The following is a 15,548-nucleotide window of genomic DNA, read 5'->3' on the forward strand; positions in this document are numbered from 1 at the left end:
GGCGGCCTGTACGCCTTGAGATCTCGCGGATGGACATCTGATCCCGCAATGCCCAACGTCTGATGACATTCAATGTCGCCACGTCTATCACTCCTAATTTCCCCCTGCTTTTAAAACAAGCAGAGTAGTGCCTACGTGGGTCAGTTTTGGATGGAAATTACTGCGCTAAGTGGATCAGATTTCGACGGAATTCAACATTTATTTTCCTCAGAAGTCTGTTGCTGCTGGTCGAACTGTGATTTGCGAAGCGGATTAACGTGACATGCAGTGTTACGGGCATTTTGACTATAGATATTACGTCCATCTTTGAGCAGTAATGTTTACCTCAACCCTTAAGCCCCTTGCCCGCCCGAGCCACCATCTCCTCCGTCCCCAGATCCTTCGCACACCACCCCGCCACAATGCGCGACGAATTCGACAGCCCATGCGCATCCGGCCCACTCCCTTCACCTTGCAAAACCTGCACCGAAATCTGCGCCTTTTGCAAGGCGTCGGCCATCACGGTTTGAGAGGCCCAGAAAACGTTTTTATCGTTGGGGTTGCCCAGCACGAACACGCGCAGTTTGGGGTTGACCTTGTCTTTGGCGACAAATTTCCACGGCTCGTAGGAGTCGGCGTAGTTGGTGGTGTCTTTGGTGCGGCCCATCATTTCCCAGCGTATGCGGGGAGAGGAGGGTGCTGAGGTGGGGATGGCGCAAACAATGTCCGAGCGTTCGGTGATCAAGGACGAGGTGACGTGGCCGCCGCCGCTTTGTCCGGCGATGACCCATTCTTCTACGCCGTAGCGCTTCTTGATCTCGTCTAACGCGGCCGAGATGATGAGTGATTCGTCAATGCGCCTGCGCTGCATGTGGTCGCCTGATGAGCCGTGGGTGCCCGGGCGGCCCATGTAGATGTAGGGCATGCCGAGTGTTTTGGCCCAACCGTCGGCGAAGTTTTGCAACTGGGCATTGGTCAAGTCCAGGTAGTTTTTGCTGGTCTTGCCTACGCCTACAAAGACATCTCCATGAAAGAACACGATGGCGCGTTTGACGGGCTGGTCGCCAAAGCCGGCCTTCCAGTATTTGAGGCATTCAGCGCCCGAGCTGGCCGTGGCGGCCCAGACGGTATTGGCGGCGGCTGCGCATTGCGCCTGTGTGGCCTTGACACCATGCAGGATGGCCGATTCTGAAAAATCGCCTGTGTCGCTAAATTCGAAACGGCCGAACTGGGCATGACCGGTGGCCGGTACCAGCAGGGATGCCGCCCATCCCGTCATCACCAGAAAATTCCGGAGGCGCTTGGGATAGGGCGATGGGAGCATATGTGGGCCTAGGGCTTGGCGACACCCATCTGTTGCAGCTCCAGGCCCGCTGCGACGTGCTCGATGTAGAGGAGGACGCCTTTTTCGCGGGCCTTGTTGAAAAACTCCGCGGCTTTTGTCTTGTCGCCCTGGGCATAGTAGTTCTGGCCAACATAGAAGTAGCCCTCCACAAGGGCCATGTCGCGTTCGTCGCCCTTTTTGCTGTCGAGTGTGGCCAGGGCCTGTTCGGGCGTCATCAGGCCGTGCAGCATGGCAAGGGCGGGGCGGGGCCAGTCACCGCCAGGCTTGGCCCTGGCAAGCGCTTGCTGTGCGGCGTCCGGCGTGATGCCCAGCCGCTTTTGTGTCCATACGCGCCACAGCTCTGCATAAAGTGCGGCGTCGGCATCAGCCTGTTTGGACTGGCTTGCTTTGGCAAAGTCTTCCGCCGCTGCCGCAAGCTGGCCGCCGTAGAAACGCGCATGGCCGCGCCGGTACATCACGTGGTCGCTTTCGTCACCCAGTGAAATGGCCTTGCTGTAGTCGGCAACGCTGCGGGTGTAGTCGCGCAGGCCAAAGTACACATTGCCGCGGCAGGCATAGGCGCGTGCAGAGTTGGGGCTGCCCTTGATGGCAAGCTGGGCATCTTTCAGGGCTTCTTCGGGTTTGCCGAGGTCGGTGAGTGCTTCGGCGCGTTCGCACAGGGCATCTGCCAGGTCGTCACCGCTCAGCCGGCCGCTGTCGATGCCTTTGCCGACCTTGCCGATGCGGTCGTTCAGGCGGTCTTCAATCGTCTTGCGCAGGGTTTTGGCCCCCAGGCCCAGCAGGCCGGATGACTTGATGTCGTCTTTACGCACTACCGCAATGGGGTAAAAAATCTCGCCGGTGCGGCGCAGGGCGGCCGCATAGGCAGGCACGCGTGAGGCCTCGATCTGGGTTTGCAATACGGCCAGCTCGATGGTGGTTGATGCCCGGTTACCGCGGAAGCTGCTGGAGACCTGGTAGTCAAAGGCGTCGTCGCGCACGGAGCGCGTGAGGGGGTCACGCACCACAGACACCTCAGGCGGAAATTCAATCTCGATCGAGTAGCGATTCTTGCGCGGCAGGACTTCCATGGACAGCGGCTGGGTGCGATTGACCGACGGCGGCATGACCACCATGCCTGCCATGTTGCTGGCGCTGTAGCGCACCGCCCACTCGCTGCCAGCCGAGATGGCCAGGTTGGGAACGGTGTACTGGGTTTTGACGGTTACAACGTTGTTGATGGTGTCATCGAGCACCTGGAGCGGTGCAGAAAAACGGATGCCCGGGTAGCGCCGCTCATACGCTTCGCGGAACACCTTGTCGCGCTGCTCCGTCGTCCAGGCGGCCAGCTGGATGCGGCGCACTTCCGCGCTGTAGCCCGACCAGAGGTGTTGGCTTTCGAGCGTGCCGTCGCCGCCAAATTTCGGCAGGGTGATTTTTTCGGTGAGTTCGTTGCGGGAGATCGCGGCGTAATCAGCTGACTTGATGCGGGTGAAGCTGCTGTTGCCGGGTTGAACAACGAGTACCTCAGAGCCTTCATGCGGCTGGCCTAGCGCGTCCAGCCGTCCGATTTGGCCGATCAGGGTGGGGTCGAGAAAATAGGTTTTGCCTTCCACTTCAGCGCGCACGATGGCGTGGTCGAAAGCGTAAGGTGAAGGCAGCTTCTTCGAAAGCCCGTCGCGAAAGCGGGTGGACACCAGCACGGGCTGTGCCTTGATGCCCAGCGCGCGCAGCATCTCGATCAACATGACTGATTTGTCCTTGCAGTCGCCATAGCGGCGCTGCAGGGTGAGCGCGGGTTGTGTGGGGCGGTGCGAACTTTCACCCAGGGACACCGAGAAATAACGGATTTCGTTCTGCACCCATTGCAGTGCACCGGAGACGCGCTCGTCCATGGTGGGCTTGGTGCCCAGCGTTTGCACGACCTGCATGATTTCAGGAGGCAAGGGTGCGTTGCTACGGAACAGCTGATCAGCCCAGTCCGACACCTCGGCCCAGCTCTGGAACTCCGAGAACTGCATGGAGCGGCCCACATAAAAACTGGAAGGAACCGACGCTTCAAAGTCCACGGCCGGCAGCGCGAGCTGTTCCCACCGGAGTTTTTTCATCGCGCCGCTGACTGACTCGACAGGCTTTGGATAGTCCTTGTTCAGGTCGCCCAAAAAGAGCGCATTGATCTTGCGCGCGGAAGGGTGGTTAAGCGTGACGCGGCGGCGTTCAACGGGGCCGCCCTGGTCCCAGCTGGCGTAGTCAATGAAGCGGTTGCCCATGACCGGGTTGGCTCCGATGGTGGAGTAGGCGATCTCCAGCATGTCGCCGACGCGCAGGTCCTCAACCAGGATGGATGCGGTGGTTTCGCCGTTATAGGCGCCCATGTCGAGGCCGGTTTCCTGCTGAAGGAAGCGGATTTCGGCCGTGGCGAGTTTGTCAAGAACCTGGCCTGCGCGGTGAATGCGCAGGATATGGAGCTTGGCCCGCTGGTATTCGGGGTTGAAGGACACCTGCATCGTGCCCAGCGACTGCAACGGGGCATTGGTGTTGGCCAGCCAGGCCCGGTGTACAAAGCTGGTAGGTTGTGCGGCCACCATGAACTGCGTGTCCGCCAGTATGGTTACCACTGGTGCCTTGCTTTGCGTGGCAGGCAGGTTGGTGATGGGTTCGACCCAACTCGGCAGGGCCGCCTGGCGCTCGAATTTGTCGGATGAAATCCGCACTTCCTTGACGCCTTCGTTCGGACCCTGGGTAGCAGGCGCCGGCTGGGAGTGCGCGGCCAGTGCGCACAGAGCGAGCGTGCCCATCAACATCGTGCTGCGCACGGCATGCAACCAGATTTTCAAAATATTCTCCCTCGTAATTCGAATTGTTTTGTAGACGCATTTTTGGGCTTCGTTGGCGCTGCGTCCTTCGGGTTGCCAGCTATTTGGCCCAGTTGTCCTTCATGCCTGTGACCCGATTGAATACGGCTTTACCGGCAGAGTGATCCACCAGGTCAGTCACAAAGTACCCATGCCGCTCAAACTGAAAGCGCGTGCCGGCAGGCACATTGGTCAATGACGGCTCAACGTAGGCAGTCACTGCCTTGAGGCTGTCGGGATTCAACTCATCGTGGAAATCCTTGTCGCCGGTGCCGGGGTGTTCGGTGGTGAAGAGGCGGTCATAAAGGCGCACTTCGGCCTGCACCGCGTCGTTCACACCCACCCAGGTGATCACGCCCTTGACCTTGATGGCGTCTGAGCCGGGGGTACCGCTCTTTGTGTCGGGGATCAGGGTGGCGTGCACTTCGGTCACTTTGCCGTTGGCGTCTTTCACTGCGCCTGTGCATTCGATGACGTGGCCGTACTTGAGGCGCACCTTGCTGCCGGCAATGGCTTGCTTGCTCGCGTTGATGTGGGGCGGGAACAGGCGGAAGAAACCTTTGGGGGGAGTTTCTTCGTAGTCGGTGCGCTCAATCCAGACTTCCTTGCCGATCTTGAACTGGCGCTTGCCCATCTCTTCGTGGTGCGGATGAACCGGGGCGCTGCAATCATCGAGCTTTCCTGCGCCCATGACTTCGTCCCAGTTGGTCAGTACCAGTTTGACGGGGTCGAGCACGGCCATGGCGCGTGGGGCAATCGGGTCGAGCGTATCGCGCAGCGAGCCTTCGAGCGTGCTGTAGTCGATCCAGCTGTCGCTCTTGGTGACGCCGATGCGTTCGGCAAACAGTTGCAGTGACTCGGGCGTGTAGCCGCGGCGGCGCAGGCCGACGATGGTGGGCATGCGCGGGTCGTCCCAGCCGCTCACGCGCTTTTCAGTCACCAGCTGGGCGAGCTTGCGTTTGCTGGTGAGCACGTAGGTGAGGTTCAGGCGCGCAAATTCGTACTGGCGTGGGTGCGGTGTGGCAATGAGTTTGCCTTCGGCCAGGCGGTCGAGCAGCCAGTCGTAAAACGGGCGCTGGTCTTCAAACTCGAGCGTACAGATGCTGTGGGTGATTTGCTCAAGTGCGTCTTCGACCGGGTGGGCGAAGGTGTACATGGGGTAAATGCACCATTTGTCGCCCGTGTTGTGGTGGTGGGCGCGGCGTATGCGGTAGATGGCCGGGTCACGCATGTTGATGTTGGGCGAGGCCATGTCAATCTTGGCGCGCAGCACGGCGGCGCCGTCGGGCAGCTTGCCGTCTCGCATCTCGCGAAAGCGCGCCAGGTTTTCAGCGGGTGTGCGGCCGCGGAAGGGGCTGTTGGTGCCGGGGTGGCCGAAGTCGCCGCGGTTGTGGCGCATTTCTTCGGCGGTTTGTTCGTCAACGTAGGCGTTGCCGCTTTCGATCAGATACTCGGCCGCGCGGTACATGAAGTCGAAGTAGTCGCTGGCCTGGTAGGGCTTGTCGCCCCCTTTGCCGTTGCCGATCTGCGCCCAGTCATAGCCCAGCCACCTGACGGCTTCGATGATGCTGTCGACGTATTCGGTGTCTTCTTTTTCGGGGTTGGTGTCGTCAAAGCGCAGGTGGCACACGCCGCCGTAGTCGCGTGCCAGGCCGAAGTTCAGGCAAATGCTCTTGGCATGGCCCACATGTAAGTAACCATTGGGCTCGGGCGGAAAGCGTAGGCGCACCTTGGCCGGGTCAGGCTGGCCTCCAGCATGGTGGGCGGCGTCCCCGGGGCTGCCGCCCCAGCGGCGGCTGGCATAAGTGCCTTCGGCCAGGTCTTTTTCGATGATCTGGCGCAGGAAGTTGCTGGGCTTGTGGGCTTCTTTGTCGGCGGGGGCTGCTTTGGAGGGGACGGGGGTGGTCATTGGCCGATTTTAGGGCTTACCCGGGGGGGTTACGTTTGGCTACGCTCTTCACTGTGCGTACGGTACGCCGTTACGGGGGTGGCGCGTTTAATAAACACATGGGCATTTCCTGCCCTGTTAAGGAGATCATATGAAGACAGCATTCAAGGCAAACCGCTCCGTCGCCATGGCTGGTGCCGCAGCCGCATTGGCCCTGGCCGCCTTCGGCTTTGCCGGTGCAGCCCAGGCCCGCGACAACGTGACCTTTTCTGTAGGGGTTGCCGCCCCAGGTGTGCAGGTCGGCGTGACAAACGCCTACCCGGTGTACCAGCAGCCTGTTTATGTGCAGCCGGCACCTGTGTATTACCAGCCTGCTCCGGTGTACTACCAGCCGCGCCCTGTGTACGTCAGGCCTGCACCGGTGTATTACGCACCGCAGCCGGTGTACTACGGCCCCAGGCACGGCGGCTACTATGGTCCGCGCCCGGTGTATTACCAGGGGCATGGCCACGGCCGCGGACATGGTCACGGCCACGGATATCGCTAAGAATCGTTAAGGGGTTTTGAAAGGCATCCTGCCGGTCAATCACGCCCCAAAACCCTCAAAGAAAAAGCCCGCTTCGTGCGGGCTTTTTGTTGGGCGCTGAAAGGTTGGAAGGTTGCAGTACTAGGCGGCCGGGCGCCAAAAGACATAGTCGGCCTCGTAAGGCACCGACACCCGCATGCCCAGGCTGGCGGAGGTGCATGGGGTGGCCGACACAACCCCGCCCGCTGTTCTGCGGCTCTGGATGTAGCTGACGCTGGCGAGGGCACCCGGGGTGTCTGAAGGGCTCACCATGGCCCGCTGCAGCGGTAGGCTGCTGCGGTCGGTGAACACTTCGACCAGTTCCCGCGCGGCGACTTTGGAGCCGTCGCTGTGCACCCAGCGTGAGCGCAAACCCGGGTAGTACATGACGGTCTGGCCATAACTGTCTTGCAGCCGCAGCCCGGGCGTCTGGAGCAGCCAGGCGTATTCATAGGGCGCACGTTTGATGGCCTGGCATTCGTACAGGAGGTCGCCCTTGCCCTGCGCTTCCAGTACGGCCTTGTGGCCCACCGGCACGCGTATGGCTTCAGGCAGGGTCTGCTGGGCGTTGTAGGGGTTGGGCAGGCGCACGCTGCAGGCGCCAAGCACCCCCACTGCGCCGGTGACCATGAGCACGCTTCGCAGCAGGGCGAAGCAGGGAGCGCGAGAGGCTTTGGTGTTCACGGCAGGTTCCAGGTGAGGGGCGATGGTCTCAGGCACAGTAAAACACAATAAGCCAGGCCTGCTGTAGGACGCTGAAGAGAATGGGTGCGGGCAAAGGTCGGCAGGTTTCACCGGGTGGGGTGATGGCGCATTGAGGCGTGCAGCCGGTATTCGATGCCGGTGCCAATGCCGGTAGCGTGATGCAGCTCCATCCCAGTGCCAAATCTGGCTGTAGCCCAATAAGAACCAGCGCGAGCAGCTATAAATTCAGTAGCAATTTGATCCTGCCCACGCCAGAAAAAAAGCCCGCAGACCAGGGGCCTGCGGGCTTTTGGGTTCCATTGCCACTCTGCTTCAAGAGGCTTTCCAGAAAATATAGTCGGCCTGGTAAGACGTTGTCAGTTTGTCGCCGAGGTCGGATTGCGTGCAGGCCTTGCTCAGGTCTTGCCCGCCCTTGGTCTTGATGCGCTGGATGTAGGTGATGTTTTGCAGGACGCCAGGCGTGGCGCCCGATGCACCTGTGGAAAGCTGGTTCGGCAGGTTGGTGGCGCCTATGCGGGGTGCCAGCGCTACCTGCGTGCCGACCACGCTGGAGCCGTCGATGTGTGTCCAGGTGGCGGGCGGGCCGGAATATTTCACGACGGTTTTGCCGGTGCGGTCCAGCAGGTCAGCCTCGGGCCTCACGAGAACCCAGCCGATGGTGCCGGCCGTGTCCGCGTTGGCCTTGCACTCGTAATGAAGCAGGCCGCTGGCGGTGGTCTCAAGCGCCACAACATGCCCGGGCGGCACCTTGACCGATGTATCCAACGGGTCCTGCGTGTATTCCTTGGGAAGCGGCGCGACGCCGGAGCAGGCGGTGATCAGCGCGGCAGTGCCGGTGACCATGGCCAGCGTGACGGCAACGCTCTTGCTGTAGGCCCAAAAGGTGTTGTGTGTGCTTTTCATGAAGGCTCCTCGGGTTGTTGTTTTGCCTGCTTGCCAGTAAAGCCCGCTGAAATGTAAACATCTGTAGGACGCCGCGCAGCCTCATTGCCAGCGCCTTGCCGGACCGTTTGCGGGCAAATGCGACAGCTCAGGCGGCAAGTCAAAAAGACAGTCAGGCAACCAGCCAAAGCGGCAGGCCAACCGCCCGTAAAAAAGCCCGCAGCGCCGGCCTTGCGGCGAGCCTGCGGGCGTAAGACCAGCCCCGCCTGACTTCAGAGCTGGCAGCTCACCCTGAGGAGATGCGGGTGAAGGGTATCGGGCGCAGGAGGCTGTAGGAACCTCCCCATGCTTACATCGCCTTGTAGAAGATGTAGCCGGCCTGGTACTTCACGACCTGTTTGGCTCCCATGTTGCCAGCGGCGCAAGGCATGGCGGGTGCAACGCCGCCCTGGGTGTCCACGCGCTGGATGTAGGTCACGCCACTCATGGCGCCGCTGCCCATGGCCGGGTTGCCCTTGACGAGCTGCAAAGGGATGTTGCCCATGCCCCCGGGGGCGACCGCGATTTGCGTCGCCGTCAGTTTGGAGCCGTCCATGCTTTCCCAGGTGGCCGGCGGGCCGTAGTATTTGCCGACCTGCTTGCCGCTGCGGTCATTGAGCTTCGCGTCGGGGCCGACAAAGACCCATTCAAACTGGCCGGCCATGTCTTTTTTTGCGTTGCACTGGTAGGTGATGTCGCCCACGCCGACGGTCTCCATCGCGACCTTGTTGCCAGCCGGCACCTGCACGGCCGCCGGCAGGCCGGCCTGCGAGTAGGTGGGCATCATGGGCGACATGCTGCCGCAGGCGGCGAGCAGGGACACAAGCAGAACTGATACTGAGGCGGTGGCTGTGCGTAAAGTCATTTTTGAACTCCTGGGTTTTTGTGAACCGGCCAGGGATGGCCGGCGTTGGCAAGACGTCCGCCCGTTGTTGTTGGCGATGTGGCGCGGGACGTCCCGTTGCTAGTACGGAGCGGCCAAGCCAGTGGATTCAAAAACCTGAAGAAGCGCTTAGTGCCCACGACCAAGGGTGCCGCGGAACCGGCTTTGCCGGGCCGCAGGCGCCGTCCCCTGCAAGGGGAAAAGGGCTACACGAAGTGAGCCCGATAGGGGTGTGCCAATTTTCGGCTTCGCCGGCCCCAGGCGCCGTCCCCTTGAGGGGAGAACAGGCTACACGCAGTGAGCCTGGACAGGGGGGAGCGTGCTACTGCCCGAAGCGCGGGCCCTTGAGGAGAAAGTCGGCTTCCTCGGGCGTATCGGTACGCCCCATCGCCGCGTTGCGGTAGGGGAAGCGGCCGAAGCGGGCGATGATGTCCCGGTGCTGGTGGGCGAAGTCAAGATTGCCGCGCAGGCGCTGCTTGAGTGAGTCGGGCGCGTCATCCACCAGCCGCGTGAAGCGCGCCACGCATTCATCTTGCAGCGCCAGGCTTTCGGCATGCATCAGCGGCATGTACAAAAAGACGCGCCCGGCCCAGGGCAGCTGCAGGTCGGTTTGGGCGGCCAGCGCCTCCAGTACCAGTTGCTGGGCTCGCGCGTCGCCGGCAAAGGCCTTGCCGGAGCCGCGAAAGACATTGCGTGTGAACTGGTCCAAAAGGATGACCAGCGCCAGGCGGTGAAGGGGCGGTTGCGCCCAGCCTTGCAGGCCGCCGTCCACGGCTGCCTCGACCTCAAGGCCGAAGCGCGTGCGGATGTCTTCGTCGAGTTCGGCGCCGCCGCCAAACCAGCGTTTGCCAAGGTCTTGCGTGGGCCAGTCTTTTTCGACGCCGTCGCCCAGCCAGAAGTCCAGGACTTCGGCGGGCGTGGCGTGGTGGCGGGCAGGCGCCGCGCCGGAAGATGCGCCAGGGAGTGCGCCTGGGAATGAGGTGGGCTCGGTCATGACGACCGAAAGCTTAGCCTACCAGCGGTCGGAGCGCAGCTGCAGGTCCCAAACACCCTTGCGGATCGAGTAAACGCCGACCACGCCGTAACGCTGCTCGCCCACCGAGTCCCACTTCATGGAGCCGGTAATCGGCGCGTAGCCGTCAAAGGTGCGCAGGGTTTCGGTGATCTTTTCAGGTTTGACCGAGTTGGCGCGCCGCATGGCGCCGGCCAGGATGTACATCGCGTCGTAGGTGTAGTGGCCACCGTAAGCCGGCTCCCTTTTGAAGGTGTCCTGGTACTTGCTCAGGAAGGCCTTGCCGTTGACGAACTCTTTGGCGTCCAGGATGGGCGAAGTAGCGTAGATGCCCTTGACTGTGTCGCTGCCCTTGAGCATGTCGGTCGTCTTGATGGTGTCGCCGCCCAGGATGCTGATCTGCTGGTTGTAGTCGATCTTCTTGAGGGCATCAATCAGCGCGAGGATCTGGAAGTCGCCTTGCGTGGACACGACCACTTCGACATTGCCGTCCTTGATCTTGCCGGCCAGCTCGTCAAACTTGGTGGTCTTGTCGTCGGATGAATAGGTGACCACTACTGCCTTGCCGGCTTTCTTCAGCTCGACGGCCGCACCGGCGGCCAGGCCCTTGCCGTAGGTGGTGCCGTCATCGACGATGGCGAACTTGCTGGCGCTGAGCTGGTTGGCGGCGAAGGAGCCGATCGCGCGGGCCTGCAGGTTGTCGTTGGCCACCAGGCGGAAGGTGGTGGCCAGGCCCAGCTCGGTGAACTTGGGGTTGGTCGAGATGGCCAGCTGGGGAATGTTTTTGGCGGCATAGACCGGTGCGGCCGGGATGCTGACGCCCGAATTGAGGTTGCCGATCACGGCGACCACGCCGGCATCGACGAGCTGCTGCGCGACTTCCACACCGGTTTTTGGATCAGACCGGTCGTCCATGGCCACGATTTCAATCTTGACCGTCTTGCCCTTGATCTGGAAGCCCTCCTTGTTGATCTCGTCCACGGCCATCTTCACGCCGTTGTGCAAGTCCTGGCCGAGCGCGGCGAGGTTCCCCGACAGCGGTTGGGCAACGCCGATCTTGATGGTGTCTGGCGGGTTGTCACAGCCCGAGAGCAGGGCGCCGGCTACGGCAATGGCGGTCAGGCCGACCAGGGCATGGCGGCGGGATCTGAAGCTGTTCATCGTGAGAACCTTGGTGGTAATGTTGGTGTAACTGAATGTATATTTCACCTTCATGAAGCGGTAGTAGGGTTCACCCATCAGCGAATGAATGTACGAGTAGATAAGTTTTACTAATGGTTCTTATTGGTTCGTTTTTGACTCAAAAATGCACCTGAAACGTTCATTTTTGGTTCACTTCGATGCGTGACCGCCAGGCGTGCCTGTGGCCCGCCTCACAAACCCGTTGCCGGGAATTCAAGGAAGAAGGTGCCTGCGCAGGAAGCTGCTGATCTTCTGGTCCACCGCGGGAAGCTCGCTGCGGTCAAAGCCGGGCGGGTCCAGCAGCAGGTCTTTGGCCAGCGCCGACATGGCATCGGCCGGTGGCGGCGGCGACAGCAGCGCACCGTGGCCGCCGGTGGGCAGGTCAGCCAGGTGTTCGCAGCGCTTGCAGGCCTGCAGCACCACGTCGCTGTGAAAACGTGGCACCAGCCAGCGGTCTTGCCGGGCGGTCACCAGCCCGAGCGGCACCGGCGGTGCGGCCAGCGAGGCCATGTCGAAATCGGCGGCCAGCGGAACGCCGGCAACCACAGCGCGAATGCGTGGATCGGTGTGGGTTTGCCAGCCTGCGTCGCTGAATCTTTGGCGGATCACTGCCAGCGCCACTGATTTTTTCAGGCCGTCCAGCATGCCGCCCGTGAGCCGGGTGGTCAGCCCGACGCAGGTGTGAAAGTCCTCTGCAATGTTGGCCTCGCAATGCCGGGCCAGCAGCGCCGGGGACCAGCGGCCACCGGCGAGCGTCAGGGCGGTGTGTCCGCCGGCCGACATGCCGTACATGCCGACCTTGTCCAGCGACAGCAGCGGTGCAAGGCGCTGGTCACGTGCTACCGCGTCAATGGCGCGGGAGACCTCGGCTGGCCGCTGCTTCCAGCTTTCGGGTCCGGGGGTAGATGGGTCCCTGGCGTTGTCGCCGCGGTGCAGGGGAAACGCGACGACGAAGCCGTCTTCGACCAGGCGGCGCGTCAGGTCGGTGTAGGTCCAGGGCGAGCCGCCCGAGCCATGCGATATCACCACCAGGCGCGTGTTGCCGCGCACCGGTTGGCCACCGCGATCAAGTTTGAGGGAATAGGGGCCGAACTGGGCCTGCCGGTCTTCACCGGCGGAAGGGTAAAAAACGCTGATGGGGCCATCGTCCTGCAGGCCGGGCAGTTCGGTGAAACCCATGCCGGCCTGCACGCAGGTGGCGGCGAGCAGCAACAGGCCGCTCAGGACATAACGGCGCATGGGTGTTCCTTCTTTTTCTGGGCGCCCGGGTGGGGCATGGTGTGCGTCTGAGGGATTTTCACCGGACTCCGCGCACGGACCGTCCTGCCACGGGCTCGTCAAAAAATGCTGCAGCTTTTCCGGGCGATGTGGAAAGTCACAGCAGGCCGAGCTGCGTCCACAGCATCTTGCCCAGGTAGCGGTCGGGCATCAGCGTGAACACGCCAGCCACCAGGCATGCGCCAATGTAGAGGGACTGCATGGCGCGGCGGTGGCCTGCAATGTTGCCGCGGCTCAAATGCCAGAACGCGCCGCTCAGGCTGAGCAGTGTGAAGGGCACCAGCAGGTGGATAGGTGTGTAGCCGGCGATATTGGGATAGTCATAGTCGCGGATGAAAACTGCCGTCGCGGCGGTGACCAGCATCATCGTCACGAAGGCATAACCAAAAGCCCGGTGCAGCTTGGGCCGCTGCAAGCGCCCCTTGCGCGCCCATAGCGCGACCGGCCCGATGACGATGGCGGTGCTGGCGGCAAACAGGTGAATGGCGATCAGCGGTGTCAGTTGCATGGCGGCGGTGGCGAACGATGCAGGTAACGAATTGTATGAATAAACATTCACCCCTGTCCAGGCTCACTGCGTGTAGCCTGTTCTCCCCTTGCAGGGGACGGCGCCTGGGGCCGGCGAAGCCGGACCCTCGGCCCCCACTGGTGAATACCGCCCGCTGGCTACGCCCACTGAACTCTTCAGGCAAGCATGAGCCGCGGAACTGGCTTTGCCAGGCCGCAGGCGGGCGGCCCCCTCGGGGGGCAGGGAGCTACACGAAGTGAGCGACCGTGGGGGCCATAATCTTTCATTTTCTGGAGACCGCGTGGATATAGCACTGTTGATCAAAGCCGCCGTCATGGGCATCGTCGAGGGCCTGACTGAATTCCTGCCGATCTCTTCGACAGGGCACCTGATATTGGCCGGCGCGCTGCTGGGATTTGACGATGAAAAAGCCAAGGTGTTTGACATCGCGATCCAGACTGGCGCCATTTTTGCGGTGATCCTCGTGTACTGGCAGAAGATCCGCGCCACCGCCGTAGCCCTGCCGACCGAGAAACAGGCGCAACAGTTTGTGCTGAATGTGCTGGTGGCATTTGTGCCCGCCGTGGTGCTGGGCCTGCTGTTCGGCAAAGCCATCAAGGCCCATCTTTTCACGCCCGTGGTGGTGGCCAGCACTTTCATCATCGGCGGCTTCATCATCCTCTGGGCCGAAAAGCGGCAGCAAAAGAACACCCAGGCTGCGCGCATCCAAGAGGTGGAGGACATGACCGTGATGGACGCGGTGAAGGTCGGCCTGGTGCAATGCCTGGCGATGATTCCCGGCACCAGCCGAAGCGGTGCGACCATCATTGGCGGCATGCTGCTGGGGCTGTCGCGCAAGGCCGCGACCGACTTCTCGTTTTTCCTGGCCATGCCGACGCTGATCGGTGCCGGCGCCTACAGCCTGTACAAGGAACGGGCGCTGCTGTCTGCTGCCGACATGCCCATGTTTGCGGTAGGCCTGGTGTTTTCGTTTTTCAGCGCCTGGCTCTGCGTGCGCTGGCTGCTGCGCTACATCTCGACCAACAGCTTTGTGCCGTTTGCCTGGTACCGCATCGCGTTCGGCATTGTGGTGCTGGCTACGGCATGGAGCGGGCTGGTGGTTTGGGCGGCGTAAACAACTGAGCGTCCGGTAAAAGAGACGCAGAGGGGGGACTGCCATGACCTGGCTTCGTTATTTTTCTGTTCTTCTTGTGGGCTTGCTGCTGGCACAGCTGTCGCATGCGGGCGGCCCGGTATTTATCCCGTCGCAGGACGGCAAGCTGCAGATTCCCGGCTACTGGTTTGACGCTGGCGACAAGGAGCCACGGCCCGCCGTCATCGGCCTGCATGGCTGTGGCGGTGGGCTCGACAGCAAAGGCAATTTTGCCGAGCGGCTCTTCCGCTATGGCGGGTACTTCAACGCGGAGCGCATGCATTTCCTCGCACTGGACAGTTTCACCCCGCGCGGCCAGAAATCGATTTGCGAGACGCCCAACAAGCTTCGCACCATCCATGAGAGCGACCGCCGCGAGGACGTGTTCGCCGCCATCGACTGGCTGGTGCAGCAGCCGTCTGTTGATGCTTCACGCATTGTGGTCCTGGGCTGGTCGCATGGTGCGCAGACGGTGCTCAGTACCATCGACGCCACAGACAAATATGTGCAGGCACAGAAGGTGCAGCCACGCGCAGCCGTGGCTTTTTACCCGGGCTGCCTGGCGAACAACAAGATGTGGAACTATGAAGTCCATGTGCCGCTGCTGATCATGATCGGTGAGCTTGACGACTGGACGCTGGCCCCGGAGTGCGTCACCCTGCATGGGCGCCTGCAAAAGAACAAAGCCAATGCGCCGGTAGAACTGACGGTTTACCCCGGCAGTTACCACGGCTTTGACGGCCCCGGGCCTGTCAAGCAAATGGAAGGCCTGGGCAACACCAAAACCGGCAAGGCCACGGTGGGCGGCAACCCCGCAGCGCGGGAAGCATCGCATGCGCGCATGTTCGAGTTTCTCTCGGCGCAGCTGGGTCAGCCTTTGCTGTTGTCGCATGCCCAGCGTTTCAAAGGGCATCACTACGTGGTGCCGCCGGCCTCCGGCTTTGCGGCGGCCGATGACACGGCCGCCGTGCCGCTCAGCGACGCCGGCAAGGCGCGTTATGCCCACTTCCGTACCTTGCCGTCCCCCAAAGCCTTTGCCGTGACGGAAAAGGGCGGCTGGTACTTCAACGCTGGCGAGCCCGAAGCGATCGCGACGACCTTCCAGCAGTGTGCGAGGGCAAAATCAAGGTGCTGGCTGTATGCGGTAGACGATCAGGTGGTGTGGCAGCCCGATGCGGCGGCGCGAGCGGGTGAAGCGGGCCTGAAACGCGTGAGTGCGCCAGCCCGTTGAGCGATGCGTTGCCCAAGCTGCGATTGGCGTGACGTCTGACAAAAGCTGTCACATCCCGGTGTTA

At 61.9% G+C, this 15,548-nt stretch carries 13 protein-coding genes and 1 pseudogene; 3 read left to right on the forward strand and 11 right to left on the reverse strand.

The features are described 5' to 3' along the window. The 4 genes and pseudogenes from AC1DYQ_RS09730 to AC1DYQ_RS09745 all read right to left on the reverse strand — a co-directional run. Nucleotides 1-91: pseudogene (locus AC1DYQ_RS09730) on the reverse strand (XRE family transcriptional regulator); the annotation flags it as partial. A gap of 234 nt (nt 92-325) precedes the next feature. Beyond that, nucleotides 326-1,303, reverse strand: coding sequence for an alpha/beta hydrolase family protein (locus AC1DYQ_RS09735; protein WP_477686631.1), 978 nt, complete (start codon nt 1,301-1,303; stop codon nt 326-328). An 8-nt stretch (nt 1,304-1,311) separates the two neighbouring features. Then, entirely contained in the window at nt 1,312-4,140 is a 2,829-nt protein-coding gene (locus AC1DYQ_RS09740) for a DUF3857 domain-containing protein (RefSeq protein ID WP_477686632.1), read from the reverse strand. Nucleotides 4,141-4,219: 79 nt separating this feature from the next. After that, nucleotides 4,220-6,067 carry a glutamine--tRNA ligase/YqeY domain fusion protein gene (locus AC1DYQ_RS09745; RefSeq protein ID WP_477686633.1) on the reverse strand — a complete coding sequence of 616 codons (1,848 nt, stop codon included), beginning with the start codon at nt 6,065-6,067 and terminating at the stop codon, nt 4,220-4,222. Nucleotides 6,068-6,197: 130 nt separating this feature from the next. Here AC1DYQ_RS09745 and AC1DYQ_RS09750 point away from each other — a divergent pair, with 130 nt between their 5' ends. Continuing rightward, entirely contained in the window at nt 6,198-6,593 is a 396-nt protein-coding gene (locus AC1DYQ_RS09750) for a hypothetical protein (protein WP_457279131.1), read from the forward strand. 120 nt (nt 6,594-6,713) lie between these two features. On the opposite strand, the gene AC1DYQ_RS09755 is transcribed toward AC1DYQ_RS09750, so the two are convergent. The 7 genes from AC1DYQ_RS09755 to AC1DYQ_RS09785 all read right to left on the reverse strand — a co-directional run bounded on the left by AC1DYQ_RS09755 (nt 6,714) and on the right by AC1DYQ_RS09785 (nt 13,100). Next, on the reverse strand, nt 6,714-7,295 hold the full coding sequence (locus AC1DYQ_RS09755) for a DUF3455 domain-containing protein (protein WP_477686634.1): 582 nt from the start codon (nt 7,293-7,295) through the stop codon (nt 6,714-6,716). A gap of 333 nt (nt 7,296-7,628) precedes the next feature. After that, nucleotides 7,629-8,219 (reverse strand): DUF3455 domain-containing protein, encoded by a 591-nt coding sequence (locus tag AC1DYQ_RS09760; RefSeq protein WP_477686635.1) that lies wholly within the window; start codon nt 8,217-8,219, stop codon nt 7,629-7,631. Between the two features lie 328 nt (nt 8,220-8,547). Beyond that, nucleotides 8,548-9,102 carry a DUF3455 domain-containing protein gene (locus tag AC1DYQ_RS09765; protein WP_477686636.1) on the reverse strand — a complete coding sequence of 185 codons (555 nt, stop codon included), beginning with the start codon at nt 9,100-9,102 and terminating at the stop codon, nt 8,548-8,550. A gap of 340 nt (nt 9,103-9,442) precedes the next feature. Further along, complete coding sequence (locus AC1DYQ_RS09770) at nt 9,443-10,114, reverse strand: DUF924 family protein (protein WP_477686637.1); 672 nt, start codon at nt 10,112-10,114, stop codon at nt 9,443-9,445. 18 nt (nt 10,115-10,132) lie between these two features. Further along, nucleotides 10,133-11,293: a branched-chain amino acid ABC transporter substrate-binding protein gene (locus AC1DYQ_RS09775; RefSeq protein WP_477686638.1), complete on the reverse strand. Its 1,161-nt coding sequence runs from the start codon at nt 11,291-11,293 to the stop codon at nt 10,133-10,135. Between the two features lie 234 nt (nt 11,294-11,527). Further along, on the reverse strand, nt 11,528-12,553 hold the full coding sequence (locus AC1DYQ_RS09780; RefSeq protein WP_477686639.1) for an alpha/beta hydrolase family protein: 1,026 nt from the start codon (nt 12,551-12,553) through the stop codon (nt 11,528-11,530). Between the two features lie 136 nt (nt 12,554-12,689). Continuing rightward, complete coding sequence (locus AC1DYQ_RS09785; RefSeq protein WP_477686640.1) at nt 12,690-13,100, reverse strand: DUF2306 domain-containing protein; 411 nt, start codon at nt 13,098-13,100, stop codon at nt 12,690-12,692. A gap of 301 nt (nt 13,101-13,401) precedes the next feature. Here AC1DYQ_RS09785 and AC1DYQ_RS09790 point away from each other — a divergent pair, with 301 nt between their 5' ends. Then, nucleotides 13,402-14,235 (forward strand): undecaprenyl-diphosphate phosphatase, encoded by an 834-nt coding sequence (locus AC1DYQ_RS09790; protein WP_477686641.1) that lies wholly within the window; start codon nt 13,402-13,404, stop codon nt 14,233-14,235. Between the two features lie 43 nt (nt 14,236-14,278). After that, the gene (locus tag AC1DYQ_RS09795; RefSeq protein ID WP_477686642.1) at nt 14,279-15,484 is read left to right on the forward strand and encodes a dienelactone hydrolase family protein; all 1,206 of its coding nucleotides are present in this window, start codon (nt 14,279-14,281) and stop codon (nt 15,482-15,484) included. The last annotated feature ends 64 nt before the right edge of the window (nt 15,485-15,548 follow it).

The organism is Polaromonas sp. P1_F4 (assembly GCF_056405675.1).